Below are 26,791 nucleotides of genomic sequence, written 5' to 3' on the forward strand. Positions count from 1 at the left end.
GTCAGCCCTTCGGGGTCTCGACGATGACGTTCGTGGCCTTGACCACGGCGACGGCGAGGGAGCCGGTCTCGAGCTCCAGCTCGCGGACCGCCTCGGACGACATGAGCGAGACCACGCGATGCGGTCCGGACTGGATGTCGACCTGCGCCATGACGCCGTCGATCTGCACACGTGTGACGAGCCCGACGAACCGGTTGCGGGCGCTGGAGAGCACGTCCGCCGGATCCTTCGGCGTCGCGGCCAGCTCGACCGCATGCGCCGCGAGTGCCTCACCGGGGATCTCGATCGGCGATGCTCCCGTCGTCGGCAGCGTCCCCGCGTCGACCCACCGCCGCACGGTGTCGTCGCTCACGCCGAGAAGGCGCGCCGCCTCGGCGATCTTGTAGCTGCTCACGCCCTCACGCTAGCACCGCGGATGCGGATATAGCTCTGCAGTATCTCCGCACATGCGGATCCGATGCGGTTCGGCCGCCGTGTCGTCTCGGCGAGGACGAGCCGGAAGTCACGTGCCGCAGAACGTGCGGTGCCGGGTTGTGCCGTCGGGCGCGGGCCGCGCGAAGCGGCGGTACTCGCCCCCGGATCGCTCGGTGTACGGGTCTCGCAGCAGGTCGAGCAGCCGCTCGAAGGGCGTGAGATCCCCGTCCGTCGCTGCCTGCAGCGCCTCCTCGACGATGTGGTTGCGAGCGATGTACAGCGGGTTCGTCGCCCGGATGAGCGCGGCATCCGGCGCCAGCGCCGACCATCGGGCGAGCCACGCGTCCAGCGCGGGCACCCGACCGAGGAAGCGATCGCGCAGCGGCTGCTGATCGTGCTCGGCAGCCGCCGCGAGATCCCGCCAGAACCCGGTGAAGTCGACCTCGTGTGCGGCGAGCAGATCCAGCGCCGCCTGCGCGAGCTCGGCGGCGAGTTGCGCGTCGATCCGATCGTCGAAGCCGAGCTTCCGCCGGAACGCCGCGGCCCAGTGCGACCGATAGCGCGCGTCGAAGGTGTCGACCACCTCCGCGGCGACGAGATTCCCGGCCACGGGATCGTCGGCGAGCAGCGGCGCCAGGGCGTCGCCGAGCCGCTCGAGGTTCCATCGCATGATCGAGGGCTGCCTGTCGTATGCGTAGCGGCCGAACCGGTCGATGGAGCTGAAGTACGCACCGGGGTCGTACTCATCGAGGAAGGCGCAGGGTCCGTAGTCGATGGTCTCCGCGGACACCAGCACGTTGTCGGTGCTGAGCACGCCGTGCACGAAGCCGGTGCGCATCCAGTCCGCTGTGAGGGCGGCGACCGCGTCCACGATCCCGTCGAGCAGCGCTCGATGGGGATGATCGGCGTCGGCCGCCGCCGGGTGGTGGCGTGCGATGACGTGATCCGCGAGCCGGCGCAACAGCTCGGAGTCGCCCTGCGCGTGCACGTATTCGAACGAGCCGAACCGCACGTGGCTGGCCGCGGTGCGCGCGAGCACGGCGCCGGGCAGCACGCGAGCGTCGTGGTCACGAGGCGCACCGGTGGCGATCACGGCGAGTGCCCGCGTCGTGGGAACGCGCAGCGCGTGCATCGCCTCGGTCATGAGGAACTCGCGGAGCATCGGCCCGACGACGGCGAACCCGTCGACCCGCGACATCGAGGTGGGGCCGATCCCCTTCACGTGCACATCGCGCAGTCGTCCCGCGCGGTCACGCCGCTCACCGAGGAGCGCCGCGCGACCGTCACCGAGGATCGGCTTGAAGACGCCCCACTGATGTCCCGCGTACACCTGGGCCACGGGGACGGATCCCGACCCGAGCGACTCACCGGTCAGGAAGCGCACCCCATCGGGCGTTCGCAGGTAATCGGGATCGAGGCCGAGTTCGACGGCGACCTCGTCGTTCAGGACGAGCACCCGCGGCTGCGGAGTGCGGACGGGAGCGACCGGGCGCGAGAGTTCCGGGAGGGCCTCGGCCCAGACTCGTTCGAGCGTCGGCGGCTCTCTCCCCTCGACCCGCGTGACCGCCCGGCCCGTCCGCGCCACGACACCCGCCACGTCACCCATGCACGCAGGCTAGGCCGGACGCCCATCCCCTGCGCCGGAACATGACGCCCTGCGGCCTGGTGCGTCGCCCCATGACGTGCTCGCCGGCGAAACCGTCGCGGAGCACGGAAGCGGCCATGCTCTCCCGCCGCCGGCACATCGCCGCGATGCGGACGATCGGAGCAGCCGAACGACCGGCCTCATGGCGCACGGGCGCGGCTAGCCTGAGGACATGGCATTTCCCCCGCTCGTCGAGCCGGTCGCCGAGCTGACCGACGCCGAACGCACGCGCACCGCCCGCCACCGTGTGCTGGCCGGCTTCGGCGAGATCGCCCAGCGCCGGCTCGCCGCGGCGCACGTCGCCGTCGTCGGGGCCGGCGGTCTCGGCTCCCCCGTCGTGCTCGCCCTCGCTGCGTCGGGGGTCGGCACCATCACCGTCATCGACGACGACCTGGTCGAGGCATCCAATCTCCAGCGACAGGTCATGCATCGGGTGAGCGATGTGGGGGCACCGAAGGTCGACTCCGCGGTGCGCATCGCCGCAGACCTCTCACCCACCACCGTGGTGCGTCCGGTGCGGGCGCTGCTCACGACCGACAACGCCGCGGAGCTCCTGTCGGACGCGCACATCGTGGTCGACGGCACCGACACGTTCGAGACCCGCGAGGCCGTCGCCGCAGCCTGCGAGCAGCTGGGCGTGCCGCTCGTGTGGGGTGTCGTGCAGGAGTTCCACGCGCAGGTCACCGTCTTCTGGTCGGCCCCGCCCGAGGGTGAGCGACCGGTCGGACTCGCGGATCTGTACCCGCCGGACGCCGGGCGCGAAGCACCGTCGTGCGCGCAGGTCGGCGTGCTCGGCTCGCTGTGCGTGCAGGTGGGGTCGATCCTCGCGACCGAGACCGTGAAGCTGATCACCGGGGTCGGCGAGCCGCTCCTGGGTCGCGTGCTCGTGATCGACGCGCTCCGTGGTCGCACCGACGAGGTGCCGCTGCGGCCGGCGTCGAGGGGCACTTCTGCTCTACCCACGGCACGGGCATCGAGCCACGGCGATGCGGCCCCGCGCCCCGTCATCCCGCAGCTCTCCCCCGCGGAGGCGCTGGCGGCGCAGCGCGCCGGTACCGTGCTGCTCGACGTACGCGAGCCCTTCGAGACCGAGCGGGGCGTCATCCCGGGTTCGGTGCTGCTGCCCCTCGGCGACGTGCTCGCCGACCCGTCGCGGGTCGGCGCGACGGCCGTGGTCGTCGTCTGCCAGGTGGGCATGCGCGCGCAGCGCGCAGCGACGGCTCTGCGTGACGCCGGGGTCGAGGCATCCGTCCTCGCCGGAGGCATCGACGCGTACGACCGTGACATCAGCGCGGTGCGCGCGTGAGCGGGCTCCGCGGCGTCGAGGAGCAGCTCGCCGACGTGCTCGCCGCCGTCCAGCCGCTGCCCGCTGAGCGCATCCCTCTCCCACACGCCCACGGCCGCACGCTCAGTGAGCCGGTGCGGGCGGCCGTCGACATCCCCGTGTTCGACAACTCCGCCATGGACGGCTTCGCCGTGCGGTTCGCGGACGTCAGGGATGCCGCCCCCGGCGCCCCGGTCAGCCTCCAGGTCGTCGCCGACCTTCCCGCCGGGACCGCCGCCGACCCGGCGCTCGCACCGGGCGAGTCCGCCCGCATCATGACGGGATCGCCCGTCCCGTCCGACGCCGATGCGATCGTGCCCTTCGAGGACACGGCCGGCGGACTCGCCGACTCACTCGGGACGATCTCGGTGCTGCGCGCGCCGCGCGCCGTCGGCGCGCATGTGCGCCGTGCGGGAGAAGACGCGCGCACCGGCGACGAGGTGCTCCCGGCGGGCATCGTGCTCGGCGCGCTGCAGGTCGCGGCAGTCGCGGCGTGCGGCGTCGCCGAGGTGGCTGTCTCGCGGCGACCGCGTGTGGCGGTCATCTCGACCGGCAGCGAGCTGGTCGAGCCCGGGGCGCCGCTGCGCCGCGGGCAGATCCCCGAGTCGAACAGCGTGCTGCTCGCCGCCCTCGCCACCGACGCGGGCGCCGAGGTCGTGCGGCGCGCCAGCGTTCCCGACGAGCCAGGCGACCTCGACGCGGTGCTGTCGGAGGTGACCGATCCGCGGTCAGCGCACCCGGCCGACGTCGTCGTCTTCTCGGGCGGTGTGAGCGCAGGCGCCTACGAGGTCGTGAAGACGACGCTCGCACGCACGATGACGTTCTCGAAAGTCGCGTTGCAGCCCGGCAAGCCCCAGGGCTTCGGCCGCCTGCCCTCGGGCGCGCTGCTGTTCGGTCTGCCCGGAAACCCGGTCAGCGCCGCCGTGTCGTTCGAGGTCTTCGTGCGGCCCGCCCTGCTGCTCATGCAGGGTCGGCTCGTGCGGGACCACCGCGTTCTCACGCTGCCCGCGGCGGCCGATTGGCGCACGCCGCCCGGTCGGCGACAGTACCTTCCCGTCACCATCGACCGCGCCGACCCGCGCGCGTGGCGCGTGACCCCCGCGACCTCTGGCGGATCCCATCTCGCCGGCGGACTCGGCCGCGCCGAGGCGTACGCCGTCGTGCCGGCGGAGGTGGACGCCGTCGCGGCCGGCGACCTCGTCGATGTCATGCTGATCTCATGAGCACCGAGCAGCCGACGTTCACGCACCTCGACGAGGCGGGACACGCCCGCATGGTGGACGTGACGCTCAAGCAGCCGACGGTGCGCTCCGCCACCGCGCGCGGGTTCGTCCGGTGCGCCCCCGACGTCGTCGCCGCGCTGCGTGACGGTTCGGTGCCGAAGGGCGACGTGCTCGCCGTCGCCCGCATCTCGGGCATCCAGGCCGCCAAGCGCACCCCCGAGCTCCTGCCCCTCGCGCACGTCATCGGCGTGCACGGCGCCACGGTCGACCTCGCGATCGTCGACGACGGGGTGAGCATTGAGGCGGCGGTACGCACCGCCGACCGCACCGGGGTCGAGATGGAGGCGCTCACCGCGGTCTCGGTCGCCGCGCTGGCGGTCGTCGACATGGTGAAGGGCCTCGACAAGGGCACCTCGATCGAGAACGTGCGCATCGTGACGAAGACCGGCGGCAAGAGCGGCGACTGGCACCGCCCGGGCGAGGCATGACTCCGACTCTCGGCGGCCTCGGCGCGATCCTGCTGGCCGGCGGCCGCGCGTCCCGCGTCGACGGTGCGGCGAAGCCCCTCTTCGATGTGGGCGGACGCACCCTGCTGGCGGCGGCAGTGGCAGCGGCGACGGATGCTGCCGCCCGGCCGCTCACGGTGGTGTCACCTGTCCTCGACGAGACGCTGCCCGTCACCTGGGTGCGCGAAGACCCGCCGTTCACCGGACCGGCGGCGGCCGTGATCGCGGCGCTCGCCTCCTGGCGGGAGGAGGACGACCCGACGTGGACCCTCCTGCTCGCATGCGACCTCCCCGGCGTCGGTGCCGCCGTGCGGCGGCTGGTCGACGACATCCTGCTCCTCCCCTCCGACAGCGACGGCGTCTGCCTCGCCGACACGTCGAGCCGGCCGCAGTGGCTGATCGGGGCCTATCGCACGGGCGCGCTGCGGGCCGCAGCATCCGTTCTTCCCGATGCCGGTCGTCACGCCCCCGTCCGCGCACTGCTCGACGATCTCGCGATCACGGTCGTCGCCGCGCCCGACGACCTGACCCGCGACGTCGACACGTGGGAGGATCTGAGCGAGGCCCGAAGGAGGGCCGAGCACGCACCGGAGGAGCCGTCATGAGCGAGCAGTCCCGCACCCTTCCGCCCGAGGCCCTCGACGCGTGGGCCGACGCGCTGCGCGAGCGGTTCGACCTCGCGCCGGAAGAGCTTCCCGTGGCGCTGATCCTCGATCTGGCACGCGACGTCGCACTCGGAGTCGCACGCCCGGCGGCCCCCTTCAGTGCGTTCGCCGCCGGACTCGTCGCCGGCCGCGCAGGCGGCTCGCCCGAAGACACGGCGGCCGCGGTCGCTGCAATCACCGCGATGGCGAAGGAGTGGGAGGTCTAGTGGCCGTCGTCCGCTACTTCGCCGCCGCCCAGGAGGCGACCGGCCTCGACACCGAGCGCCGCTCCGAGACCACGCTGGGCGCGCTGCGCGACGCGGTGTCGGCGGCCTACCCGGGCCTCGGCGGGATCCTCCCCCGCTGTGCCGTGCTCGTCGGCGGTTCGCGCGTCGACGACGACACCCCTCTCAGCGCCGACGCGCTCGTCGACGTGCTGCCGCCCTTCGCCGGCGGCTGACGAGCCGCGCCGCCCCAGCAACCCTCCGGCCCCAGCTTCCTCGCGCCCTCGAACACAGAATCGGATCCGCGCCTGCGGACCGAGCACGCGACACGCCGACACCGCCTGCCGCGCACCGGCGTGTCGACGCCCGCATCCGCTGCTGCGGATCCGACGATGGGCGCGGGCGGCGCCGACGTGCGCGATCAGCCGCCGAGGCCGAGCCAGGTCGCATCCGCTGCTGCGGATCCGCGCCTGCGGACCGAGCACGCGACACGCCGACACTGCCTGCCGCGCACCGGCGTGTCGACGCCCGCATCCGCTGCTGCGGATCCGACGATGAACGCGGGCGGCGCCGGCGTGCGCGATCAGCCGCCGAGGCCGAGCCAGGTCGCGGTGCCGTCGGACTCGACCTGGCGCTTCCACACGGGGAGGTCGGTCTTGATCGTCTCGATGAGCGTGCGGCAGACCTCGAAGGCCTCCGCCCGGTGCGCCGAGGCGACCGCGATCACGACGGCGGCATCGCCGACCTGCAGGGTTCCGACCCGGTGAGACACCGCGACCAGCGCTCCGGTCGAGCCGATGGCGGCCGCCGCCAGCTGGGCGAGCGTCACCGCGGCGTCGGGGTGAGCGGAGTATTCGAGGGCGACGACGGCGGTGGCGGCATCCGGATCGTGATCGCGCACGCGCCCCACGAACGTCGTGACGGCGCCCATGTGCGCGTCGTCGACCGCGCGCAGGTGGGCGTCGAGGTCGAGCGGCTCGGCGCTGATCGCCGCGACCCGGACGGCATCGGTCGACGCGGCCATCAGTGGTCGCTCCCGCCGAGCTGGTCGAGCACGTGGCGGGCGACCGAGACCACGACGGGCATGCCGGATGCCACGCCCCCGGGCGATCCCGGAAGGTTCACCACGAGCACCCCGTGGGGGTCGACGACGCCGGCCATTCCCCGCGTGAGCATGCCCACGGGCTTCTCGGCGGCACCGCGACGACGCAGCTCCTCGGAGATGCCGGGGATCTGGCGGGTCACCACGCGCGCGGTGCCCTCGGGCGTCTGATCGCGCGGCGAGACCCCCGTCCCGCCGGTCGTGACGATGAGCTTGACGCCCGCGACGACCTCCGCGGTGAGGGCGCGCTCGACGCTGTCGGCGCCGTCGGCGACGACGACGGCATCTGCGCAGTCGAAGCCGGCCTCGCGGAGCGCGGCGACGGCGATCGGTCCGCTCTCGTCCGTCCGCGAACCCGCGGCCGAGCGGTCCGACACGGTGACGACAGCGGCTCGGATCATGCGTCCAGCCTAGGTGCGGGCGCGGATCACGCGCGGCGCTCGAGCCGCACGATCACCGACTTCGACGTCGGGGTGCCCGAGACGTCGGCGACCGAGTCGAGCGGCACGAGCACGTTCGTCTCGGGATAGTACGCGGCGGCGTTTCCCCGCGGCGTGCGGTAGGCGACGATGCGGAACTCCTCGGCGCGGCGCTCCTCGATCGTGCCCTCGGGGCGCGTCCACTCCGACACGAGGTCGACGACGTCGTTCTCCACGAACCCGAGCGACACGATGTCCTTCGCGTTCACGAGCACGACGCGGCGGCCGCCGTGGATGCCGCGGTACCGGTCGTCCTTGCCGTAGATCGTGGTGTTGTACTGGTCGTGCGAGCGGAGGGTCTGCAGCAGCACCCGACCGCGCGGGATGACCGGATACTCGAGCGGGTTCACCGTGAACCGCGCCTTGCCGTCGACGGTCGCGAAACGGCGCGCGTCGCGCGGGCCGTTCGGCAGGTGCAGCGTGCGCCCCTTGTCGATGCGCTCCTCGTAGTCGTCGAAGCCCGGCACGACCCGTTCGATGTGGGAGCGGATGAGGGCATAGTCGGCCTCGAGCGCCGCCCAGTCCGCCTGAGGAACGTTGAGCGGATGCTGCAGCCCGGCCGGGTCGGGATGCTCGGCCTCCGCGGCGCCGTGCTCGGGAAGCCCATGGTCGGAGCGTGCGGGGCCCGAGTCTTCGCTGCGTTCGGGGCGTCTCGTCTGTGCGTTTCGACTCGCAGGCTCGCTCAACGACCCCGTTCCTCGCTCGCTCGCCGACCGGGGAACGGCATTCGGCGACTGCGCGCCGAAGACCAGGGCGCTCAGCCGCGCGACGATCGCGACCTCGCTGAGCAGCTCCTCCGAGGGCGGGGCGAGTCGCCCGCGCGACGAGTGGACCGCGCCCATCGAGTCCTCCACCGTGACCCGCTGCTCGCGTCCGCCGCGGCGGTCGCGGTCGGTGCGTCCGAGCGTCGGGAGGATGAGGGCGCGGCGGCCGGTGACCACGTGCGAACGGTTGAGCTTCGTCGACACGTGGACGGTGAGCCCCACCCGCGCCATCCCGGCTTCGACGACCGCGGTGTCGGGGGTGGCCGAGACGAAGTTGCCGCCCATGCTCATGAAGAACCGCACCCGGCCGTCGCGCATCGCCCGGATCGCCTGCACCGTGTCGAAGCCGTGCTCGCGCGGGGCGGCGAAGCCGAACTCGGCGTCGAGCGCGTCGAGGAACGCCGTCGACGGCTTCTCGTAGATGCCCACGGTGCGGTCGCCCTGCACGTTCGAGTGCCCACGGACAGGGCACACGCCGGCGCCCGTGCGTCCGATGTTGCCCTGCAGCAGCAGCACATTGACGACCTCGCGCAGCGTCGGCACGGAGTGCTTGTGCTGGGTCAGACCCATCGCCCAGCAGACGATCGTGGCCTTAGACGTGCGCACGGCCTCGCCGACCCGGCGCAGCGCCTTCTCGGGAAGCCCCGTGGCGACGACGAGGTCGCGCCACGCAGCATCCGTCATCGCCTGACGGTAGGCATCGATTCCGCTCGTGTGCTCCGCGATGAAGGCGTGGTCGAGAACGCCGCCCTCCGCGGCCTCGGCCTCCAGGAGGTGCTTGCCGATCGCCTGGAACAGCGCCTGGTCGCCGCCGAGCCGGATCTGCACGAACTCATCGGCGAGCTTGGTGCCGCCGAACGCGACGCCGCGCACCGTCTGCGGGTTCTCGAACCGCATGAGCCCGGCCTCGGGCAGCGGATTCACCGCGATGATCGTCGCGCCGCGCTGCTTGGCCTTCTCGAGGGCCGACAGCATGCGCGGATGGTTCGTGCCGGGGTTCTGGCCGGCGACGATGAGCAGGTCGGCCTCGTGGACGTCCTCGATCGACACGGTGCCTTTGCCGATCCCGATCGTCTCGGTGAGCGCCGAGCCCGACGACTCGTGGCACATGTTCGAGCAGTCCGGGAGGTTGTTGGTGCCGAGCCCGCGCACCAGCAGCTGATACAGGAACGCGGCCTCGTTCGAGGTGCGGCCCGACGTGTAGAAGACGGCCTCGTCGGGGTCGTCGAGGGCCGTGAGCTCGTCGCCGACGAGGGCGAGCGCGTCGTCCCACGAGATCGGACGGTAGTGCGTCGCGCCCTCCTCGAGCACCATGGGATGCGTCAGGCGCCCCTGCTGGCCGAGCCACCAGTCGTCGTGGGCGCGCAGCTCGTCGAGCGAGTGCGCCGCGAAGAACTCCGGGCCGACGCGGCGCAGCGTCGCCTCCTCGGCGACCGCCTTCGCGCCGTTCTCGCAGAACTCCGCGATGTGGCGCTTGTCCTCTTCCGGCCACGCGCAGCCGGGGCAGTCGAAGCCGTCCTTCTGGTTGACGCGCATCAGCGTCTGCACCGAACGAGCGACCCCCATCTGCTCGTTCGCGATCTCGAGCGCGTGCAGCACCGCCGGAACGCCCACCGCGACCTTCTTGGGTCGCGACACGTGCACGCGGGTCTCGTCGATGTCGGCTGTCGGGGGCTTCGTCGCCATGCCTCCAGGCTATGCCTCGCGCGGCTCTCGAGGGCCGCGCACCGGCCTCGCAGCCGGTTCCGGCTTTGGATGACGGATGCTGCGCCCCACATGTCCTTCGCGACGCCCTTCCCCGCTGCGCCCCGGCCTGTCCGTCGCGACGCCCTTCCCGCTGCGCCCCGGCCTCAACAGGTCAACCGGATCTCCACAGGACGGATCGGCCGGGCAACCGCCTGCGGAAGCCCGGTTGACCTGTCGAGCGACGGGCACGGGGTGAGTTCAGCCGCCCCACCAGAGACGCGCCGTCCCGCGGAGGTCGCCGAGCGGCACGGCGCCGTGGCCGGGCTCCGACACCGAGAGGCGCGAGTCCGCGGATCCGGCGCGGTTGTCGCCCATGACCCAGACGGCGCCGGCGGGCACTTCGACCCGGAATGGGATGTCGCCGCCCGGGCGCACCTCACCGGCGTAGGGCTCGTCGACCGGGTGGTCGTTGACGAGCAGCCGGCCGCTGCCCGCTTCGCAGCAGACCACGACGTCTCCGCCGACGCCGACGACCCGCTTCACGATGAGCGTGTCGGGCGTGCCCGACCAGCCCTCGCGGTCGACGAGGAGGACGACGTCGCCGCGGGCGGGCGCGCTCCAGCGATCGAACACGACGGTGGCGCCGCTGTGCAGGGTGGGGCTCATCGAGTCGTGGCGCACCGTTGCGACGCCGAAGGCGGCGGCGACCACGAGCGCGGACACGACGGGAGCCGCAACCGCTCCGATGGCCACGAGCATGCCCCGCCTGCCGCCGCCCCGCTTCGACAGGTCAACCGGGGTGTCGCAGGATCCGACCCGGGGCGAATCGCCTGTCGAAGCCCGGTTGACCTGTTGAGGGAACGGGGTCACGGCACCTCGGCGAGCAGCGCCGTCATCGCGGCGATCTCGCGTGCCTGTTCGACGAGCACATGCTTGCCGGAGTTGCGGACGAATGCGTTCGAGCCCTCGCGGACGGCGCTCTCGGCCATCTCGAGCGCGCCCTCGTGGTGCGCGATCATCAGCTCGAGGAACATCCGGTCGGCGGCGGAGCCGTCGGCCGCGGCCAGCGCGCCCAGCTGCTCGGGGGTCGCCATGCCCCTCATCTCCGCGTGTGCGTGGTCGCCGCAGCCGGTCGGGATCGCACCGGCGGCGGCCGGGCCACCGCCGTGACCCTGATGGCCGACGGCCGCGCCCTCGGCGGGGATCGCGCCGCGCCACGCGGTCTGCCACGCGCGCATCGTGTCGATCTCGGCGGCCTGGTCCGCGACGATGAACTCGGCGAGCGCCCGTGTGCGCTCGCGCACTCCGGAGGCCTCGAGCACCAGGCCGCTCAGCTCGAGCGCCTGCTCGTGGTGCGGGATCATGCCCTCGATGTAGCAGTGGTCCTCGAGTGTCGGGTAGGCGGCGGTGGCGGCATCCGTCATCGCTCCTGACGCCGCCGCCTGCGGAGCCGAGTCCTTCGGCGTCGTGAGCCCGAGCGCGACCGCGGTACCGCCGACGAGCACGGTCGACAGGGCCAGCACGACGCCGAGTGCGGCGATGCGGTTGCGCATCAGTTGTCCCCTTCTGTCGGATGCCTCGTCCCCGGCGAGGTGCGCCGAGGGAGGGTCCCGCGGGACGGCGCCGGGCGCCGCCCCGCGGGAGCGGGTCAGGCGTGAGCCTTCAGGCTCTGCTGACGCCGCAGGTACCACGAGGTGCCGGCGAGGCCCGCCCCGGCGACCAGGAGCACGAGCCCCGAGAGCGCCCAGCGGTTCGCGTCGGTGCCAGTGGTGGCGAGAGCGCCGAACACCGCCGCGCCCGACGCGGACGCCACCGTGAACGTGCCCTGCGCCACCGCCGACGAGGTCTGTCCGGTCAGCACGAGGGTGTGCTCGCCGGCAGGCGTGGCCGACGGGACGACGAACTGCGCGCTCACGACGCCCTCGCTGTCGGCGACGAACGTGCCGACGTCGACGGGGTCGGAGTGCAGCACGGCGCTCACGGTCTCTCCCGGGGTGAAGCCGCCGGCTGTGGCCGTCTGCGCGGCCCCCGGAGCGACCTCGCCCGAGCCGAACGTCACGGGCGCGGCGGCCGGCGCAGTCGCGTTCCCGTTGCCGTTGCCGTTGCCGTTGCCGTTCCCATTGCCGTTCCCGTTCCCGTTCCCGTTCCCGGTGCCGTTGCCGTTGCCGTTGCCCGGCGTGGTCGGCGTCGCGGTCGGGGTGGGCTCACCCGTCGGCTCGGTCGTGGGCGTGGGCGTGGGCGTGGGCGACGCGGTCGGCGTCGGCGTGATGTTGGGGTTCGGAACGCCCCGCATGTCGCCGTTGACCCACTTGCGGCCCTCGGGGATGTTGGGGTTCTGCGCGGCGAAGTCGCGCGGGTAGAGGGTGAAGCCCTGCCAGTGGATCGGCATGGGGCTCTGGTCCTCGTCGCGGTTGATGTGGTGGAAGCCGACGTTCACCCACGCCACCGGGTCCTCGAGCGACTCGCCGTCGGCGATGTAGTCGGTGACCATCTGGCCCGCCTTCGACGGGATGAGGTTGTGGCTCGCGTGGACCTCGTCCGACTTCGCCGACGTGAACGCGATGTCGAAGTCGGTCTCGGGGTTGAGGTTGTAGGCCTGGTCGCGCGGCACGATGATCTCGTACGAGCGGGCGTGGCCGTCCGCGTTGAGGCTCTCCGGGTTCACGACCCGGTACGCCTCGCGGTTCGCGCCCATCGTCTTGGTCTCGTTCGCGATCTGGGTGAGCTGCGTCTCCAGGATCGCGGTGTGGCCGGTGTCGCCCGTCGTTCCGTACTCGCCCGTCGGGGTCGTGGCGAACTTCTCGACGACCTGGTTCGCGCCCGAATCGATGCCGAAGTCCACGCGCCAGAAGGCCGAGTGGTAGTGGTTGACGGCGAAGTCCTCCTGGCCCGGCGCGATCGGCCAGCCCTGGTTGACGACGTTCACGTAGTCGTTGGGCGACAGGTCGCCGGTCGCGCCGAGGCGCACCGAGATCTCGCCGTCGTCGTGGAACCGGTACTCGGTCTGGTACTCGTACCAGCCGATCCGCGACACCGTGTGCAGCACGAGGTCGGTGCCCTGCGCGGCGTACAGCGCGTCCCGCGCGATGTTCGAGCGATATGCGAGGCCCGAGTCCTCCTCGCCGATGCACAGTGCGGGGATCTCGCCGCGGGCCGCGTCCGCCCACGCGCTGAAGACCTCGCCGACCGGGCAGTCGACGGCCTCGATCGCCTGCAGGCGGCGCCCGCCGACCTGGTACGTGGTGACGTCGTTGTACTCGGTGGCGCCGGTGTCGTACGGCACGTTGAGCTGCGCGAGTGCGATCGAGTCGAGCACGAGGATCGGCGCCGCGTCATCGCGCGGCTGGTACGCGATCTTGTCGAGGACGAGGCCGCGGTAGGTGTCGAGGCGCCAGCACATCTGCCAGCTCGAGCCGGACTCCAGCGTCTCCGAGACGAGGGATTCGCCGGAGCAGGATGCCTCGGTGACGGTCTGCGCGGATGCCGCGGCCGGCGCCGACAGCACGAGGCCGCCCGCGAGGAGGGCCATCGCGGTGCCCGCGCCGAGAAGCCGGCGGAGGGGGGTTCGTTTCATCGGGAGTGTCTCCATGGTCATGAGATGGACAGGACGGCGCGCGTCGACAGGTTGACGACGTACGTGCTGGTGGTGAGGAAGGCGCCGCCGTCGACCTGGGCGAGCACCTGCACGCACCGGTCGATGCCGCACGATTCGGCGCCGAAGGACCCGGCGTCCGTGACGAACGAGTGGGCGGTGAGAAGGACCTCGGTGGACGCCGGGGTCAGGACCGAGCCGCCGGTGAGGGCGGCGAACTCGTCGACCACGGGCTGCGCCGCGTCGTCGTCGAGCAGCAGCTCCCACGCGAACGAGGTCTCGGCGTCGGTCGGCGCGGGCTGCGTGCCCGACGCACGGTCGACCGATTCGATCGCGCCGTTGGTGACGTTCACCATCATGCTGACCAGCTCGTTGGTGGCGTAGTCGTAGTACAGCGAGAGCAGCCGGCGGTGCCCGTCCGAATACGCCTGCGGGTCGGCGACGTCGGTCGAGAGGAACTGCAGGCCGGGCTCGCCGAACAGGTCCTTTCCCGCGGCGAAAGCGGCGTCCTGGGCGCCGAGGAAGCGCACGTACTCGACCTCGGCACCGGTGAGCCCGTCGTACGCGGCGGCGACGGTGGCCGGCTTCGGAACCTCCGTCGCCTTCTCGGGGGCGTCCTCGTCGGTGCTGTCGGCGGCGATGGGGGTGGACGCGGGCGATTCAGGAGACGAGGTCGCCTGCACGGCGGTCTGCGTCGCGAACACGAGCGCGACAGCCGCGGCGGTCGCGGCGAGCGCCGAGCCGATGCCCAGCGTGCGGGGCGTGAGGAAGCGGCCTCGCCTCGAGGGCCGCGGGTCCGAAGGCGGCGAATCCCCCTCGGTGGAGAGCTGTTGTTCGGTCACAGGGTTCCTTTCGACGGCGATGACGCGGCTCGCACCCGCATCGAGGCCGATTCTCGGACGCCGCCGTTTCCCGATGATTCGGCGCTGCGAACGCCGGGCGAAAACCTGATGAGACGCGGGCGCGCGCCTGACGCACTCCGCTCCCACGGCTCGTCACGAGGCCGAAACATGCCCTGTCGTTCCCGGCAACGCGCACCCGGTAGCGTCACGCCCAGCCGCACGGCGGCGGGAGCCGGAAGCGAGGAGGTCGCGTGAGCAGTGCACTCGCGGACGCGATCGAACGGGCTCGCCCGCGCAGCGATCTCGGAGCCAGCTCTCCGTTCTCGGGACTCCATCGGCGCCACGCGCACACGATCGACGTGGTCGCGCAGTCCGTGGCCGCCACCGCTCCCGCGGGCGTGCTGCTGATCCATCCCGCCGCCGCCTTCGCCCGCAGCGGCTCCTTCGCCTTCCTCGACATCGCGATCACGATCACCCTCGTGGTGGGCGTGGGCCTCGTGATCGGCATGTTCGCGCGACGCATCGCGAGCACGGGCTCCCTCTACACGTTCGCGGTGAGGGGGCTCGGCTCGCACGCCGGTCTCATCACCGGTGCGGCGCTGGGCGTCGGCTACCTCGCCGTGGCGATGAACACGCTCGCCTCCGGGTCGACGCGACTGGCGAACATCTTGAGCGGAGGCGACGCGCCCCCGTGGCTCGTGATGGTGCTCGTCGCCGGGTTCGGGGCGGTCATCGCCCTCGTCGTCGCCCGTGGGCTGCGCATGTCGACGCGCGTTCTGCTCGTGCTCGAGTCGATCGCCGTCGTGACGGTGCTCGGGCTCTCCATCGCCGCGCTCAGCCTCACCCGGTGGGACATCGGTCTGCTCATCCCCCGCGCCCCGGACGCGTCGCTCGAGGCGATCATCACGGGGGTCGCCTTCGCCCTGATCGGCTTCGTCGGCTTCGAGAGCGGCGCCGCGCTCGGCCCCGAGACCCGTCGTCCGTTCGCCGCCGTCCCTCGCGCGATCATGGTGAGCGTCGGAGCCACGGGGCTCGTGATGCTCGTCGGCACCGCGGCGCAGCTGTCGATCGTCGCGGAGCGGCCGGGTGCAGCATCCCTCGCCTCCGTCACCGGCCTCGCGACCCTCATCGACGTGATCGTGGCGATCTCGTTCCTCGCGTGCGCGCTCGCGATGACCAACGCCGCGACGCGCTTGGTCTTCGCGATGAGCCGCGAGGGGCTGATGCCCGCGGCGTTCGGACGTGTGTCGCGACGCGGGGTGCCGGCGATCGGCGGCGTGCTGCTCGCTTCTGCGGTCACGCTGGTGCCGGTCGCGATCCTCGCGTGGGGCGGCAGCCGGCAGGACATGCGCATCGTCACCTCGCCCGCGTCCATCCTCGGGTTCGTGCTCGCGTATGCATTGGTCTGCGCGGCGGCTCCGGTGTTCCTCACGCGGATCGGGGAGCTCACCGTCCGGGCGGTCCTGCTCAGCGTCGTGCCGCTCGCCGGGCTGCTGTGCGTGCTGGGCTTCTACCTCGCCGCGACGCTGCGCGACAATCCGGCGGGCCTGCTGTGGTCCGTGGGCATCCTCGCCGCGGTCGTGGTGGCCGGATCGGTGCGTCTGGCGCGCCATCCGCGTGTCGCCGCCAGAGTCGGCGTGCACGATTGGCCGACCGACGCCGACTGCATCGACGGGCCGGCGCGAACGTGAGCGGCGCGGGCCTCGCGGGTGACACTCGCCTGCCGGAGAAGGGCCTGGGCCTGGCCCTGGAGATCCTCGAGCAGGTCGCGCGCGACGATCGCGGCGCCTCGGCGGCCGAGATCGCCCGTGCCGTCGGCGCGCCCCGCGCGACGGTCTACCGCGTCGTCAACTCGCTCGTGCGCGACGAGTACCTCGTGCGCCGCGGCGACTTCTCGGGGTTCCTCCTCGGCACTCGGGTGCTCGAGCTCGCCGCGATCGTGGGCGCGCGCGCCCGACCGGACCACGCCGCCGTCGTCGACCGGCTGCGCGACGACACCGGCGAGGCGGTGCATCTGTTCGCGTTCCACCGCTCGGGCCTCATGGTCCTCGACGAGGACGCCACGCGACCCCTGTCCGACCCCGACGCCCTCCTCGCTGACCCGACGCGCTCGGCGATCGGACATCTCTGGCTGGTCGCGCACCCGGACCGCCGGCTGCCGCAGGCGCCGAACTGGCGCGTCGCCCCGCCCGCAGACGAGGTGCGCGCGATCCACGAGGCGTACGCCGTCCGCGGCTACACCGAGCAGGTCGCCCTGCTCACCTCCGATCGCGGGTGCCTCGCGGTGCCGATCCACGACGACGCTGCGCGACCCGTCGGCGCCGTCACGCTGTCGACGTCGATCTCGCGCCTGTCCGTCGCGGCCCGCCACGTCAGCGCGCTGCGCGACGCGGCGCGTGAGCTGGCTCCTGTCGGCTCCCTCAGCGGCTGGTGACGTCGCGCCGCCGCACCACTGCAACAGGTCAACCGGGCTTGCACAGGACCGGAACGCGCTCTCCGGTCATGCAGAGGCCCGGTTGACCTGTCGCAGGAAGGAGGAACACGGATGCTGTGGGCCGCTGCATCCGCGCGACACCGCGCGGCGGTGATCACGGCAGCGAGTCGAGAATCCCCTGCAGGGTCTCCTGGTCGGCCTCTGCCTGCTTCAGCACCTCTGCGGCCGATTCCGCCGCCGACGGATGCGGGGCGCCCTCGAGGATGAGCGCGACCAGAGCGATCATGCCGGCATTCTGCGCCTGGAGGATCTCGGCGAATCGGCGCTCGGCGTCGGGGTGCTCCGCGTCGACGAAACCCTGGAGCGTGCTCCACGACGCCATGCCGGGCATCTGCGCATGATCGGCGCCGTGCCCGCCGCACGGGCCGTCGGTCGGCGGCTCGGCCGGGCGCGCATCCTCCCAGGAGAGGTACCACGCCCGCAGCCGTTCGAGCTCGTCCTCGGCGCGCGCCGCGATACCGGTGGCGAATCCGCTCGCCGCGGCGTCGAGTCCCTGCTTGCGCAGCAGGGTCTGCGCGAGCTCCTGCTCCTTGACGCGGTAGTAGATCATCGCTTCGACGTAGCAGTAGTCGTCGGCCGTCACGGGTGCCGCGGGCGACGCCGAGGGCGACGCGGACGCCGAGGGCCCGGCCGGGCCCACGCGGCCGGAGGCTCCGCCCGACGCGCCAGCGGCGGGTGAAGCGGCCGTGGGGACCGTGTTCCCCGCCGTCGCGGCGATCGCAAGCCACGCACCGCCCGCCGCCGTCGCCAGGGCGAGCGTCAGCGCGACGACGAGAACCACTCTGCGGCGCACGCGAGACCTTCCGGATCGGGAGCGATCCGCCGGGGTCGGGATGCGTCAGCGCTTGCCGGTGCCGAAGATCCCGCGAATCACCCCACCCAGTATCGTCTGGGTGGACTTCGAGTTGAGAATCTGCTCGATCGGCGACTTCTGGGCCGACCGCGACGTGCGCGTCGTGCCGGCGGTCTTCTTGAGCAGGCGCTCGTACTCCTGCTGGGCCTTCTTCTCGGCCGCGGCGCTCGCCTTGTCGGCCGCGGCCTGCTGCTTGTCGATCGCGGACTTCTGCTTCGCGTACTCGGCATCGGCCTTCGCCTTGGCGAGCTCGGCGTCCTCGGCGGCGGCCGCGTCGTCGGCGGCCTGCATCTTCTTCGCGAGGATCTCACGCGCCGATTCGCGGTCGATGGCCGTGCCGTACTTCGCCAGCAGCGGCGACGCGTTCACGGCCGCGACGATCGCCGGCTCCGGCGTCGGCGACATCAGGCCCTGCGGCGCGCGCAGCCGCGTCCAGGCGACCGGTGTCGGGGCGCCCTTCTCGCTCATCACCGTGACGATCGCCTCGCCGGTGCCGAGCTCCTGCAGCACGCGCTCGAGGTCGTAGCCCGACTTCGGGTAGGTGCCGACCGTCGCGCGCAGCGCCTTGGCGTCGTCCGGCGTGAAGGCGCGCAGGGCGTGCTGCACGCGCGAGCCGAGCTGGCCGAGCACGTCGGAGGGCACGTCCTTCGGCGTCTGCGTCACGAAGAAGACGCCGACACCCTTCGAACGGATGAGGCGCACCGTATGCACGATCGCCGCGAGGAAGTCCTTCGAGGCATCCTTGAACAGCAGGTGCGCCTCGTCGAAGAAGAACACCAGCTTCGGCTTGTCGGCGTCTCCCACCTCGGGGAGGATCTCGAACAGCTCCGCCAGCAGGTACATGAGGAAGGTCGAGAACAGCGCCGGCTTGTCGATGACGCCGGGCACCTCGAGCAGGCTGATGACGCCACGGCCGTCGGGCGCTGTGCGGATGAAATCGGCCACGTCGAACTCGGGCTCGCCGAAGAACACGTCGGCTCCGGCATCCGCGAAGGTGATGAGCTCGCGCAGGATCACGCCGGCCGTCGCCGCCGACAGTCCGCCGAGCTCCTTGAGCTCGGCCTTGCCCTCGTCGCTCGTGAGGTGCGTGAGCACGGCGCGGAGATCCGACAGGTCGACGAGCGCCAGGCCGTTCGCGTCGGCGTAGTGGAAGACGAGGCCGAGGCTCGACTCCTGCGTGTCGTTGAGGCCGAGCACCTTGCTGAGAAGCAGTGGGCCGAAGCCCGACACGGTCGCGCGCACCGGCACGCCCTTGCCGACGCCGCCCAGCGCGAAGTACTCGGTGACGGATGCCTCGGGCTTCCAGTCCTGACCGATCGCCCGGGTGCGTGCGAGCAGCTTCTCGCTCGGCTCGCCCGGCGTCGCGACGCCCGACAGATCGCCCTTGATGTCGGCGGCGAACACGGGCACGCCCTTCGCCGCGAGCTGCTCGGCGAGGCCTTGCAGGGTGCGGGTCTTTCCCGTGCCGGTCGCGCCCGCGACGAGCCCGTGGCGGTTCATCATCGGCAGGGGGATGCGGATCTGTGCCGAAGGGACCGGGTCGCCGTTGAGAAGGGCGCCGAGATCAAGGGTCGCGGTGGCATCGTCGAAGGTGTACCCGGCGGTGACCTTCTCGACCTCTGATGCGGCGAGAGGGCCATCGTGCGTCGGCTGCGTGGCTGATCCGCCCGGATTCTGCTCCCGCGTGGTCGGGTCCGAAGCGGGCGCTCGCGCGGGCCCCTGGGCCTGCGAACCCTCCGCCGCCTCCGTCGTCCTCGATTGAGGATCTGCGCCGAGTTGAGGAGCCGCACCGCCGGGAGCCTCCGCATTCCGGCTCTCGTCCTCAGTTGAGGATGCCGCGGGCGTGGGTGCGGCGGTGGCCCTGGCCTTCGCGGCAGCCGCCTCGGCGGCGGCGAGCGCGGCCTTGGCCTGGGCGGCCTTCAGCTGGGCCTCTGCGGCCTCGGCTTCGGCGCGAAGTCGCGCGAGTTCGGCCTCGGCGGCGGCGACGGCCGGATCGGGCGCGGGCGAATCGGGCGCGGAGGCGGTCATGCGCTCAGCCTAGCTACGGCGTTTGGCCGAGGCATCCATCCCCTCCCGTGCCATCGGAACGGCGAACGCCGCCGCCACGAGCAGCGCCGCGCCGGCGCCGAGGAGCGCCCCGCCGACCGTGTCGCTCAGCCAGTGCGCGTGGAGGTAGGTGCGGCTGAAGGCCATGAGCACGACCCACGCGGCGCCCACGACACCCACCCAGACGCGCGGGAAGATGACCACCGCGGCGACGGCGAGCGTGGCGGCGTTGGCCACATGCCCCGACGGGTATGAACCGTAGTCCGAGATGACGAGGATGTCTTCGGGGCGCACGCGGCCGAAGAGATGCTTCAGCACCTGCACCCCCGCCGCCGACACCGCCTCGGCGACGAGGAAGTACGCGGCCGCCCACGGCCGCCGCAGCACGATGAGGGCGATCGCGCCGCCGATCGGCACCGCGAACACGCTGAACCATCCGCCGCCCACGAAGTCCAGGACCTGCGAGAACCCGGTCAGGACCGGATGCCACAGCTCTGCCACGAGCAGATTCCACGCCGTGTCGATGGCGAACGGCTCGTCGCCGCGTGCGAAGATCCACCAGCCCAGGAGGCACGACAGCGCCACCAGGGTCGATCCCACCGCGAGGTAGGCGATGACCGGCGTGGCCAGGCGGCGCTGGACTGTCGTCATCGCCCCATTCTGCCCGGAAGGCTCGTCCCCGCCACCCCCTTGCGAACCCGGCGCGCCGCATGGCACCGCCCCCACCACGTCGCCGCGCGCGGTCCGGCGGCGCCGCTGACCCGCGCGGGACCGCACGATAGCACCGGGTTCGAACGCAGCCCGGTGCTATCGAGCGGTCTCGTCGGGCGGCGCGTGCGACCGCCGGACGGACGCCGGCTCAGGGGGCGAGGCGTTCGACGGTGCGCGGGCGCACGACGAACCAGAGCGCCAGCACGCCGATGACGGCGCACCCGACCATGACCGCCGCCATCGTCGTGGCGGTGATGCCGGCGTCCTTCGCGAGCCAGCCCACGAGCGGCGAGATGAGGCCGGCGACACCGAAGTTCGTCGCGCCGATGATCGACTGCGCGGTGCCCGCGGCCTTGCCGTGGCGGTCGAGCGCGAGCACCTGCACGCACGGGAACGTGAATCCGCACGCGGTCATGAAGACGAACAGCGGCACGATCGTGCCCCACAGGCCCAGGCCGAGCTGATCGGTCACGATGATGGCGGATGCTGCGACCACGAGCACCGCGGTCGACCAGGCCATGACCCACTGCGGGCCGAAGCGCGCCGCCAGCCGCGACGCGGTCTGCACGCCGACGACGACGCCGAGCGAGTTGACCGCGAACATCAGCCCGTACTGCTGCGCGGAGAGGCCGTAGCTCAGCTGGAAGAGGAACGACGAGCTCGACAGGTACGAGAACAGGCCGGAGAAGGTCATGCCGCCGATGATGAGCACGCCGATGAAGACACGGTCGCCGAAGACGCTGCGGTAGCGCTGCCAGACGGTCGTGGCGCCCTTGTCGTGGCGGCGCGCGGGGGGCAGCGTCTCGGGGAGCAGAACGATCGATGCGACGAGCATGACCGCGCCGTACACCGCGAGGACGACGAAGATCCCGCGCCACGGCATGACCGCGAGGAGTGCCGAGCCGACGAGCGGCGCGAGCACGGGGGCCACACCCGACACGAGCGCGAGCCGCGAGAGCATGACCACCAGTCGGCGCCCGCCGAACAGGTCGCGGACGATCGCGGCGGCGACGACGCCACCGGCCGCGGCGCCGGCGCCCTGGAGCACGCGGGCCACCGACAGCAGCTCGAGCGTGGGCGCGAGCGCTGCCCCGACGCTGGCCACGACGTGCAGCGCGGTCACCGACAGCAGCGGGATGCGCCGGCCGACCTTGTCGCTCAGCGGGCCGACGATGAGCTGCCCCAGGGCGAAGCCGATCATCGTGCCCGTGAGGGTCAGCTGGATCATCGCGGCCGTGGTCTGGAAGTCCGCCTCGAGCACCGGGAACGCCGGCAGGTAGAGGTCGATCGTGAACGGGCCGAGCGCGGTGAGCGCGCCGAGCAGCACGATGTAGAGGACGCGGCGGCGGTGCGGGATCGAGTCGCCCGGGTGGAGGACGATCGGCGCGGTGGCCGGGTTGCTGCCGAGCGTGCGGATGGCACCCGTGGAGGTCGGCTGGGGCCTGGACGCGGCGGGGAGGTGGGCTTCGGGCTTCTGCGTGGGGATGGAGGCGGTGTCGAGCAACAGTGGACTTCGTTTCGTGGCAAGGGGTTCGACGGGGCGGCGAGCGAGGCGGAACGGCGTGGAGACCGGCTGAGCCGGTCTGGGCGCGCAGGGAGGAACGGACCGAGATGACGCGGGTCGTCCGGCGCTGCCGATCGGCACCGGGGCCCGCGATCGACCGTGGAGGTCGAATCGATTCGAGTACCCATGATAACGGATGCCTCCACCCTGCCCGCAAGCGGTATCCCGCGGCTGAGCCGGCCCGCCGGCCGAGGCGCCGCTGTCGGCGCCTTCCCAGGGGGCCGACTCATGCGCTCGCATAAGATGAGGGCAACCCGTCAGCCGCCCCGAGCGGTTCGCGCCGGGCGCCCAGACCCCTGTTCATCGATTGGCAGAGATCACGAGCATGACCCCGACCTCCGACGACAAGCGCAAGAGCGGCAACCCCGCCACCCAGGCCAAGATCGACCTCACCGTCAAGCAGCAGCGCGAGCAGAAGCGCCAGGAGAAGCTCGCCGAGTACCAGAAGCAGCTCGCCAAGCGCAAGCGCGGCAAGCTCGTGTGGTGGATCGTCGGCTCGACCGCCGCCGTGCTGGTCGTCGGAGCGATCGTCGCATCCATCGTCTTCGCGCCGGCACCCGCCCCGTCGTACGCCCGCGGCGACAGCGACGGCAGCGGCATCGAGGGCGTCGAGACGTACACGAACACGGCGAACCACGTCGACGGCGCTGTCGAGTACCCCCAGGCTCCCCCGGCCGGCGGCGACCACAACGCCATGTGGCTCAACTGCGGCGTCTACACAGAGCCGGTGCCGAACGAGAACGCCGTCCACGCGCTCGAGCACGGCGCAGTGTGGGTCACCTATGACCCCGCGCAGGTGTCCGACGACGACATCGCGAAGCTCGAGGCCGAACTGCCCTCGACCTACACGGTGCTCTCGCCCTACGACGACATGGACACCCCCATCGCCCTGAGCGCCTGGAACGCGCAGCTCAAGATCGACTCGGCCGACGACGAGCGCATCGAGGAGTTCATCAAGGCGTACTGGAAGAGCACCAACGCCCCCGAGCCGAACGCCGCCTGCACCGGCGCGTACGACGCTCCCGGCAAAAAGTAGGCCGCAGCGTGACGGACGAGCCTTCGGCGGGAAGCTCCCGGCGATGGTTCGTCATCGCCGTCGCGCTCATCCTCATCGCGGGCCTCGCGTTCGCGGTGGGGCGCTTCTCGACGTTCGGCTCACAGGCCGCCGCGTCCAGTCCGGGAACCGGCTCGCCGGAGGCCGGGTTCTCGCGAGACATGCAGGTGCATCACGCACAGGCGATCGAGATGGCGATGGAGATCTATCGCAAGACAGACGATGACGAACTGCGTGTGCTGTCATACGACATCGCCACCGGTCAGGCCGGCCAGCGCGGCGAGATGTTCGACTGGCTCGTGCAGTGGGGGCTCCCCCAGTCCGGCGGACCGATGATGCAGTGGATGGATGCCTCCGACACTGAGCACGCGCACAGCGACTCGTCCGCCGCGCCGATGACCGACGATGAGGCCCACGCCGCGATGGGGATGGCGTCGGCCGACGAGATCGCGGCGCTCCAGGCGGCGACCGGTATGGCGGCGGACTGTCAGTTCCTCACGCTGATGATCCGCCACCACGAGGGTGCCATCCCGATGGCGGAGGCCCTTCTCGAGCTCGGCACCGACCCGCGCGCCCTCGAGGTCGCCACCGCGATCAAGAACGGCCAGACCGCCGAGATCGACGCGATGGAATCGATTCAGACGCGCCTCGGCTGCACCGGCTGACCGCTCCGGCGAGTCGTTACAGTGGTCGCGTGACCGTCGACCCGCGCGCCGCGCCCACGCCCGCAGGCACCGAGCCCGCCGCTGCACGTCGCCCCGTCGTGGTCACGATCGCCGTCGTCCTGGTCTACGTCAGCGCATTCGCCGCGGTTCTGCTGGGAATCCTCGTCCTCCTCAGCCGCTACGAGGTCGTGCGATCGGACGTCCTCCCCGTCTCCCTGCTGGGGGCAGGGATCATCCTCTTCGGCCTCCTGCTTGTGGCCGTCGCGTCGGGCATCGCACGCGGCAGCCGCCTCTCGCGCGCCCTCGCGACCGTCTACCTCGCGATTCTGATCCTCCTGAACGCCGCGACGATCGCGACGACCGACGGGTGGGACTGGAGTGCGGCCGCGCAGTTCGCCGTCGAGGTGCTGATCGTCCTCGCGCTCTGGCTCCCGCCGGGCGCTCGCCACTTCCGCCGCCCGGAAGCGGCGGGCCCGGCTGATCAGGCGGCGGCCAGCGACCGAGCGACGTAGCGGCGGTGGAAGAATCGCACGATCTCGATCGCGCCGATCGTGAGCACGGTGACGATCGTCACCAGCCATGCCGCTTCCTCGCCCGGGTCGACGAGCTGGAAGAACGCGGTCAGGACCGGCACCGTGAACACGGCGACGAGCGCGATGAACATCCCGCCGATCACCAGAGCCTTGAACCGCGTGATCGGGCGTGAGAGCACCGTCAGCACCCAGATTCCGACGATCGCGAGAATGATCGTCGACCCCGTCCGCAGCTGCGGCTCGCTCACGCCGAGCTGCATGGCGCCGAGCGTGTAGAGGGTCAGCGCGACGGCGATGATCGAGCCGGCCGGAATCGCGAACGCGAGCGAGCGTCGCAGGAACCCCGGCACGTAGCGCTGCGTGTTGGGAAGCAGCGCGAGGAAGAACGCCGGTATGCCGATCGTGAGGCCGTCGGTGATCGACAGCTGCCGTGGGAGGAACGGGAACTCGAGGACGAGGACGCCGAACAGCACCGCGAGCACCGTCGCGTAGACGGTCTTGTTGAGGAACAGCATCGAGACCCGCTCGATGTTCGCGATGACCTGACGTCCCTCCGCCACGACTTCGGGCAGGTGGGAGAACCGGCCGTCGAGGAGGACGATGCGCGCGACGGCCTTGGTCGCGGCGGCGCCGGAGTTCATCGCGATACCGAGGTCGGCGGTCTTGATGGCCAGGGCGTCGTTGACGCCGTCCCCGGTCATCGCCACCGTGTGCCCGCGCGCCTGGAGCGCGACCACCATGCGCTTCTTCTGCTCCGGCGTCACCCTCCCGAAGACGATGTTCTGCTCCAGCACCTCGCCGAGCTCCGCGTCGTCCTCCGGGAGACGACGGGCGTCGAAGCCGTCGGTGACGTCGAGTCCGACGGCGCGGGCGATCGCGGCGACCGTGCGCGGATTGTCGCCCGAGATGACGCGGATGCCCACGCCTTGCCGCGAGAAGTACGCCAGGGTCTCCGCGGCATCCGGGCGCACCTGCTCTCGAAAGGTCACGACGGCGATGGGCGTGAGCGCCTCCGGCAGGCGCTCGGCCGCGACGTCCTCCGCGCTGATCCGCGACGCGGCGTGCGCGAGCACGAGCGTACGGCGCCCGGACGAGGCGAGCGCGGTGACGGTTCGCCCCAGGTCGGTCGCCGCATCCGTCGATGCATCTGAGAACACCATCTCCGGCGCACCCAGGACCCACGCGCCGTCGGGCCCGGTCGCGAACGACACCGCACTCCACTTGCGGGCGGACGAGAAGGGGATGTACGCCACGGCGTCGAGCCGCGCCTCGAGAGGGAAGGGCCCCCGAAGACACCTGGCTGTGGCGTTCGCATCCGGCGCCGCACCGAACCAGGCGAGAGCCTCGTCGCCGCCCGCGGCACCGCCGGGCATGCGGTCGATCGCATCGAAGGCGATGTCGCCGCCCGTCAGGGTCCCCGTCTTGTCGAGGCAGATGATGTCGACGCGCGCGAGCCCCTCCACCGCCGGCAGCTCGTTGACGAGCACCTGGCTGGAGGCGAGCTTCGCCGCGCCCACCGCGAACGTGATCGAGGTGATGAGCACCAGGCCGAGGGGGATCATCGCTGTGAGGGCCGCGATCGTGTTCACGACGGCCTGGACCCAGCCGCCGTTCTCCCAGGCCTGCACCCAGCCGCCTGCGACCATCATCTGCGCGTTGAGCACGAGCAGGCCGACCGGCCCGATGATCCAGCTCATCCATTTCAGGACGCGGTTCACGGACGTGCGCACTTCGGAGGCGACGAGCGAGAACCGCTTCGCCTCGCCGGCGAACCGGTTCGCATAGGAGTCGGCGCCCACCCGCGAGACCCGCGCGGCCCCCTCCCCCGCGACGACGATCGAGCCGGACAGCGCGTCGTCGCCGGACTTCTTGTCGACCGCGTCGGACTCGCCGGTGAGCATGGACTCGTCGATCTGCAGCCCGCGCGTCTCCACGACCACCGCGTCAGCGGGCACCTGGTCTCCGGCCCGCAGCACCAGGATGTCGTCCAGCACGACGTCGGGCGGGGCGATCTCGGCCTCGACCCCCTCCCGGCGCACCCGCGCGCGCGGGGCGTTCAGCAGGGCGAGCCGGTCCAGAGCCGCCTTCGCCCGGAACTCCTGCACGCAGCCGATGATGGAGTTCGCGAACGCCGCGAGGCCGAACAGCGCGTCCTGCCAGCGCCCGAGCACGAAGAGCACGAAGAAGCACGCGAAGACGATGCCGTTGAACAGCGTGAACACGTTCGCGCGGACGATCGTCCAGACGCTGCGACTCGTGTCGGCGACGTACGCGTTGGTGCGACCGTCCCGGACGCGCACGGCGACGTCGCCCGCGCTGAGCCCGCGCTCTGCTTCGACCGTGGTGGAGACGTCGGCGGGGGCATCCATGCGATCAGGTTAGCGAGAGGCGTGCGGACGGACGGATGCTGCGACCCCTCGCACGCG

At 71.9% G+C, this 26,791-nt stretch carries 25 protein-coding genes; 11 read left to right on the forward strand and 14 right to left on the reverse strand.

All coding sequences use genetic code 11. The annotated features are described in order from the left end of the window. Window position 1 precedes the first annotated feature (1 nt). Both AC3A46_RS04300 and AC3A46_RS04305 read right to left on the reverse strand, forming a co-directional pair. Window positions 2-394, reverse strand: a complete 393-nt coding sequence (locus AC3A46_RS04300; protein ID WP_487663974.1) for a TOBE domain-containing protein — start codon at window positions 392-394, stop codon at window positions 2-4. Window positions 395-502: 108 nt separating this feature from the next. Then, entirely contained in the window at window positions 503-2,020 is a 1,518-nt protein-coding gene (locus AC3A46_RS04305; RefSeq protein WP_487663975.1) for a protein adenylyltransferase SelO, read from the reverse strand. 211 nt (window positions 2,021-2,231) lie between these two features. Here AC3A46_RS04305 and AC3A46_RS04310 point away from each other — a divergent pair, with 211 nt between their 5' ends. The 6 genes from AC3A46_RS04310 to AC3A46_RS04335 are packed head-to-tail and all read left to right on the forward strand — an operon-like array spanning window position 2,232 to window position 6,216. Continuing rightward, complete coding sequence (locus AC3A46_RS04310) at window positions 2,232-3,365, forward strand: ThiF family adenylyltransferase (protein ID WP_487663976.1); 1,134 nt, start codon at window positions 2,232-2,234, stop codon at window positions 3,363-3,365. Then, complete coding sequence (locus AC3A46_RS04315; RefSeq protein WP_487663977.1) at window positions 3,362-4,606, forward strand: molybdopterin molybdotransferase MoeA; 1,245 nt, start codon at window positions 3,362-3,364, stop codon at window positions 4,604-4,606. The genes AC3A46_RS04310 and AC3A46_RS04315 overlap by 4 nt, the downstream gene beginning before the upstream one ends. Next, window positions 4,603-5,094: a cyclic pyranopterin monophosphate synthase MoaC gene (moaC, locus tag AC3A46_RS04320; protein WP_487663978.1), complete on the forward strand. Its 492-nt coding sequence runs from the start codon at window positions 4,603-4,605 to the stop codon at window positions 5,092-5,094. The genes AC3A46_RS04315 and moaC overlap by 4 nt, the downstream gene beginning before the upstream one ends. Continuing rightward, window positions 5,091-5,717 (forward strand): molybdenum cofactor guanylyltransferase, encoded by a 627-nt coding sequence (gene mobA, locus AC3A46_RS04325; protein WP_487663979.1) that lies wholly within the window; start codon window positions 5,091-5,093, stop codon window positions 5,715-5,717. The genes moaC and mobA overlap by 4 nt, the downstream gene beginning before the upstream one ends. Continuing rightward, complete coding sequence (locus AC3A46_RS04330; RefSeq protein WP_487663980.1) at window positions 5,714-5,983, forward strand: DUF6457 domain-containing protein; 270 nt, start codon at window positions 5,714-5,716, stop codon at window positions 5,981-5,983. Before mobA ends, AC3A46_RS04330 begins: the two co-directional genes overlap by 4 nt. Further along, window positions 5,983-6,216, forward strand: a complete 234-nt coding sequence (locus AC3A46_RS04335; protein ID WP_487663981.1) for a MoaD/ThiS family protein — start codon at window positions 5,983-5,985, stop codon at window positions 6,214-6,216. The genes AC3A46_RS04330 and AC3A46_RS04335 overlap by 1 nt, the downstream gene beginning before the upstream one ends. A 347-nt stretch (window positions 6,217-6,563) precedes the next feature. Here the strand turns inward: AC3A46_RS04335 and AC3A46_RS04340 are convergent, their stop codons facing one another. From AC3A46_RS04340 to AC3A46_RS04370, 7 genes are all read right to left on the reverse strand, one after another. After that, window positions 6,564-7,004 (reverse strand): molybdenum cofactor biosynthesis protein MoaE, encoded by a 441-nt coding sequence (locus AC3A46_RS04340; protein ID WP_487663982.1) that lies wholly within the window; start codon window positions 7,002-7,004, stop codon window positions 6,564-6,566. Beyond that, window positions 7,004-7,483, reverse strand: a complete 480-nt coding sequence (locus AC3A46_RS04345) for a MogA/MoaB family molybdenum cofactor biosynthesis protein (RefSeq protein ID WP_487663983.1) — start codon at window positions 7,481-7,483, stop codon at window positions 7,004-7,006. The genes AC3A46_RS04340 and AC3A46_RS04345 overlap by 1 nt, the downstream gene beginning before the upstream one ends. Window positions 7,484-7,509: 26 nt before the next feature. Beyond that, entirely contained in the window at window positions 7,510-10,011 is a 2,502-nt protein-coding gene (locus tag AC3A46_RS04350; RefSeq protein ID WP_487663984.1) for an FdhF/YdeP family oxidoreductase, read from the reverse strand. Window positions 10,012-10,269: 258 nt separating this feature from the next. Next, window positions 10,270-10,770, reverse strand: coding sequence for a signal peptidase I (lepB, locus tag AC3A46_RS04355; protein WP_487663985.1), 501 nt, complete (start codon window positions 10,768-10,770; stop codon window positions 10,270-10,272). A gap of 107 nt (window positions 10,771-10,877) precedes the next feature. Further along, window positions 10,878-11,564, reverse strand: a complete 687-nt coding sequence (locus AC3A46_RS04360; protein WP_487663986.1) for a DUF305 domain-containing protein — start codon at window positions 11,562-11,564, stop codon at window positions 10,878-10,880. 95 nt (window positions 11,565-11,659) lie between these two features. Further along, window positions 11,660-13,585, reverse strand: a complete 1,926-nt coding sequence (locus AC3A46_RS04365) for a copper amine oxidase (RefSeq protein ID WP_487663987.1) — start codon at window positions 13,583-13,585, stop codon at window positions 11,660-11,662. Window positions 13,586-13,602: 17 nt separating this feature from the next. Continuing rightward, window positions 13,603-14,445 (reverse strand): hypothetical protein, encoded by an 843-nt coding sequence (locus AC3A46_RS04370; protein ID WP_487663988.1) that lies wholly within the window; start codon window positions 14,443-14,445, stop codon window positions 13,603-13,605. 251 nt (window positions 14,446-14,696) lie between these two features. Between AC3A46_RS04370 and AC3A46_RS04375 the strand changes: the two genes are divergently transcribed. Together AC3A46_RS04375 and AC3A46_RS04380 are read left to right on the forward strand one after the other, a co-directional pair. Continuing rightward, window positions 14,697-16,136 carry an APC family permease gene (locus AC3A46_RS04375; RefSeq protein WP_487663989.1) on the forward strand — a complete coding sequence of 480 codons (1,440 nt, stop codon included), beginning with the start codon at window positions 14,697-14,699 and terminating at the stop codon, window positions 16,134-16,136. Then, on the forward strand, window positions 16,133-16,879 hold the full coding sequence (locus tag AC3A46_RS04380) for an IclR family transcriptional regulator (RefSeq protein WP_487663990.1): 747 nt from the start codon (window positions 16,133-16,135) through the stop codon (window positions 16,877-16,879). Before AC3A46_RS04375 ends, AC3A46_RS04380 begins: the two co-directional genes overlap by 4 nt. 154 nt (window positions 16,880-17,033) lie before the next feature. Here AC3A46_RS04380 and AC3A46_RS04385 read toward each other — a convergent pair whose 3' ends face one another. The 4 genes from AC3A46_RS04385 to AC3A46_RS04400 form a co-directional block, all read right to left on the reverse strand. Beyond that, window positions 17,034-17,732 carry a DUF305 domain-containing protein gene (locus AC3A46_RS04385; RefSeq protein WP_487663991.1) on the reverse strand — a complete coding sequence of 233 codons (699 nt, stop codon included), beginning with the start codon at window positions 17,730-17,732 and terminating at the stop codon, window positions 17,034-17,036. A 45-nt stretch (window positions 17,733-17,777) separates the two neighbouring features. Further along, a complete protein-coding gene (locus AC3A46_RS04390; RefSeq protein ID WP_487663992.1) occupies window positions 17,778-19,820 on the reverse strand; it encodes a helicase HerA-like domain-containing protein in 2,043 nt (680 codons plus the stop codon). A gap of 9 nt (window positions 19,821-19,829) precedes the next feature. Beyond that, window positions 19,830-20,489 carry a phosphatase PAP2 family protein gene (locus tag AC3A46_RS04395; protein ID WP_487663993.1) on the reverse strand — a complete coding sequence of 220 codons (660 nt, stop codon included), beginning with the start codon at window positions 20,487-20,489 and terminating at the stop codon, window positions 19,830-19,832. A gap of 208 nt (window positions 20,490-20,697) precedes the next feature. Continuing rightward, window positions 20,698-22,053, reverse strand: a complete 1,356-nt coding sequence (locus AC3A46_RS04400; RefSeq protein ID WP_487663994.1) for a multidrug effflux MFS transporter — start codon at window positions 22,051-22,053, stop codon at window positions 20,698-20,700. A gap of 385 nt (window positions 22,054-22,438) precedes the next feature. Between AC3A46_RS04400 and AC3A46_RS04405 the strand changes: the two genes are divergently transcribed. From AC3A46_RS04405 to AC3A46_RS04415, 3 genes are read left to right on the forward strand one after another with little or no spacing between them, the layout of a single operon-like run. Continuing rightward, window positions 22,439-23,149 carry a thioredoxin-like domain-containing protein gene (locus tag AC3A46_RS04405; protein WP_487663995.1) on the forward strand — a complete coding sequence of 237 codons (711 nt, stop codon included), beginning with the start codon at window positions 22,439-22,441 and terminating at the stop codon, window positions 23,147-23,149. An 8-nt stretch (window positions 23,150-23,157) separates the two neighbouring features. Further along, window positions 23,158-23,832 (forward strand): DUF305 domain-containing protein, encoded by a 675-nt coding sequence (locus tag AC3A46_RS04410; protein ID WP_487663996.1) that lies wholly within the window; start codon window positions 23,158-23,160, stop codon window positions 23,830-23,832. Between the two features lie 29 nt (window positions 23,833-23,861). After that, the gene (locus tag AC3A46_RS04415) at window positions 23,862-24,344 is read left to right on the forward strand and encodes a hypothetical protein (RefSeq protein WP_487663997.1); all 483 of its coding nucleotides are present in this window, start codon (window positions 23,862-23,864) and stop codon (window positions 24,342-24,344) included. On the opposite strand, the gene AC3A46_RS04420 is transcribed toward AC3A46_RS04415, so the two are convergent. After that, window positions 24,314-26,734 carry an HAD-IC family P-type ATPase gene (locus AC3A46_RS04420; RefSeq protein ID WP_487663998.1) on the reverse strand — a complete coding sequence of 807 codons (2,421 nt, stop codon included), beginning with the start codon at window positions 26,732-26,734 and terminating at the stop codon, window positions 24,314-24,316. The two genes, AC3A46_RS04415 and AC3A46_RS04420, sit on opposite strands and share 31 nt — an antisense overlap. Window positions 26,735-26,791: the final 57 nt, after the last annotated feature.

This window comes from Microbacterium sp. Soil_C_42 (assembly GCF_057656735.1).

Bases quoted from the DNA above. Each gene is read 5' to 3' on its own strand.
- moaC (WP_487663978.1), top strand. From the start codon at position 4,603: ATGAGCACCGAGCAGCCGACGTTCACGCACCTCGACGAGGCGGGACAC.
- AC3A46_RS04390 (WP_487663992.1), bottom strand. From the start codon at position 19,820: ATGACCGCCTCCGCGCCCGATTCGCCCGCGCCCGATCCGGCCGTCGCC.
- AC3A46_RS04365 (WP_487663987.1), bottom strand. From the start codon at position 13,585: ATGAAACGAACCCCCCTCCGCCGGCTTCTCGGCGCGGGCACCGCGATG.
- AC3A46_RS04395 (WP_487663993.1), bottom strand. From the start codon at position 20,489: ATGACGACAGTCCAGCGCCGCCTGGCCACGCCGGTCATCGCCTACCTC.
- AC3A46_RS04310 (WP_487663976.1), top strand. From the start codon at position 2,232: ATGGCATTTCCCCCGCTCGTCGAGCCGGTCGCCGAGCTGACCGACGCC.
- AC3A46_RS04340 (WP_487663982.1), bottom strand. From the start codon at position 7,004: ATGGCCGCGTCGACCGATGCCGTCCGGGTCGCGGCGATCAGCGCCGAG.
- AC3A46_RS04345 (WP_487663983.1), bottom strand. From the start codon at position 7,483: ATGATCCGAGCCGCTGTCGTCACCGTGTCGGACCGCTCGGCCGCGGGT.
- AC3A46_RS04350 (WP_487663984.1), bottom strand. From the start codon at position 10,011: ATGGCGACGAAGCCCCCGACAGCCGACATCGACGAGACCCGCGTGCAC.
- AC3A46_RS04360 (WP_487663986.1), bottom strand. From the start codon at position 11,564: ATGCGCAACCGCATCGCCGCACTCGGCGTCGTGCTGGCCCTGTCGACC.
- AC3A46_RS04330 (WP_487663980.1), top strand. From the start codon at position 5,714: ATGAGCGAGCAGTCCCGCACCCTTCCGCCCGAGGCCCTCGACGCGTGG.
- AC3A46_RS04420 (WP_487663998.1), bottom strand. From the start codon at position 26,734: ATGGATGCCCCCGCCGACGTCTCCACCACGGTCGAAGCAGAGCGCGGG.
- AC3A46_RS04405 (WP_487663995.1), top strand. From the start codon at position 22,439: ATGACCCCGACCTCCGACGACAAGCGCAAGAGCGGCAACCCCGCCACC.
- AC3A46_RS04305 (WP_487663975.1), bottom strand. From the start codon at position 2,020: ATGGGTGACGTGGCGGGTGTCGTGGCGCGGACGGGCCGGGCGGTCACG.
- lepB (WP_487663985.1), bottom strand. From the start codon at position 10,770: ATGCTCGTGGCCATCGGAGCGGTTGCGGCTCCCGTCGTGTCCGCGCTC.
- mobA (WP_487663979.1), top strand. From the start codon at position 5,091: ATGACTCCGACTCTCGGCGGCCTCGGCGCGATCCTGCTGGCCGGCGGC.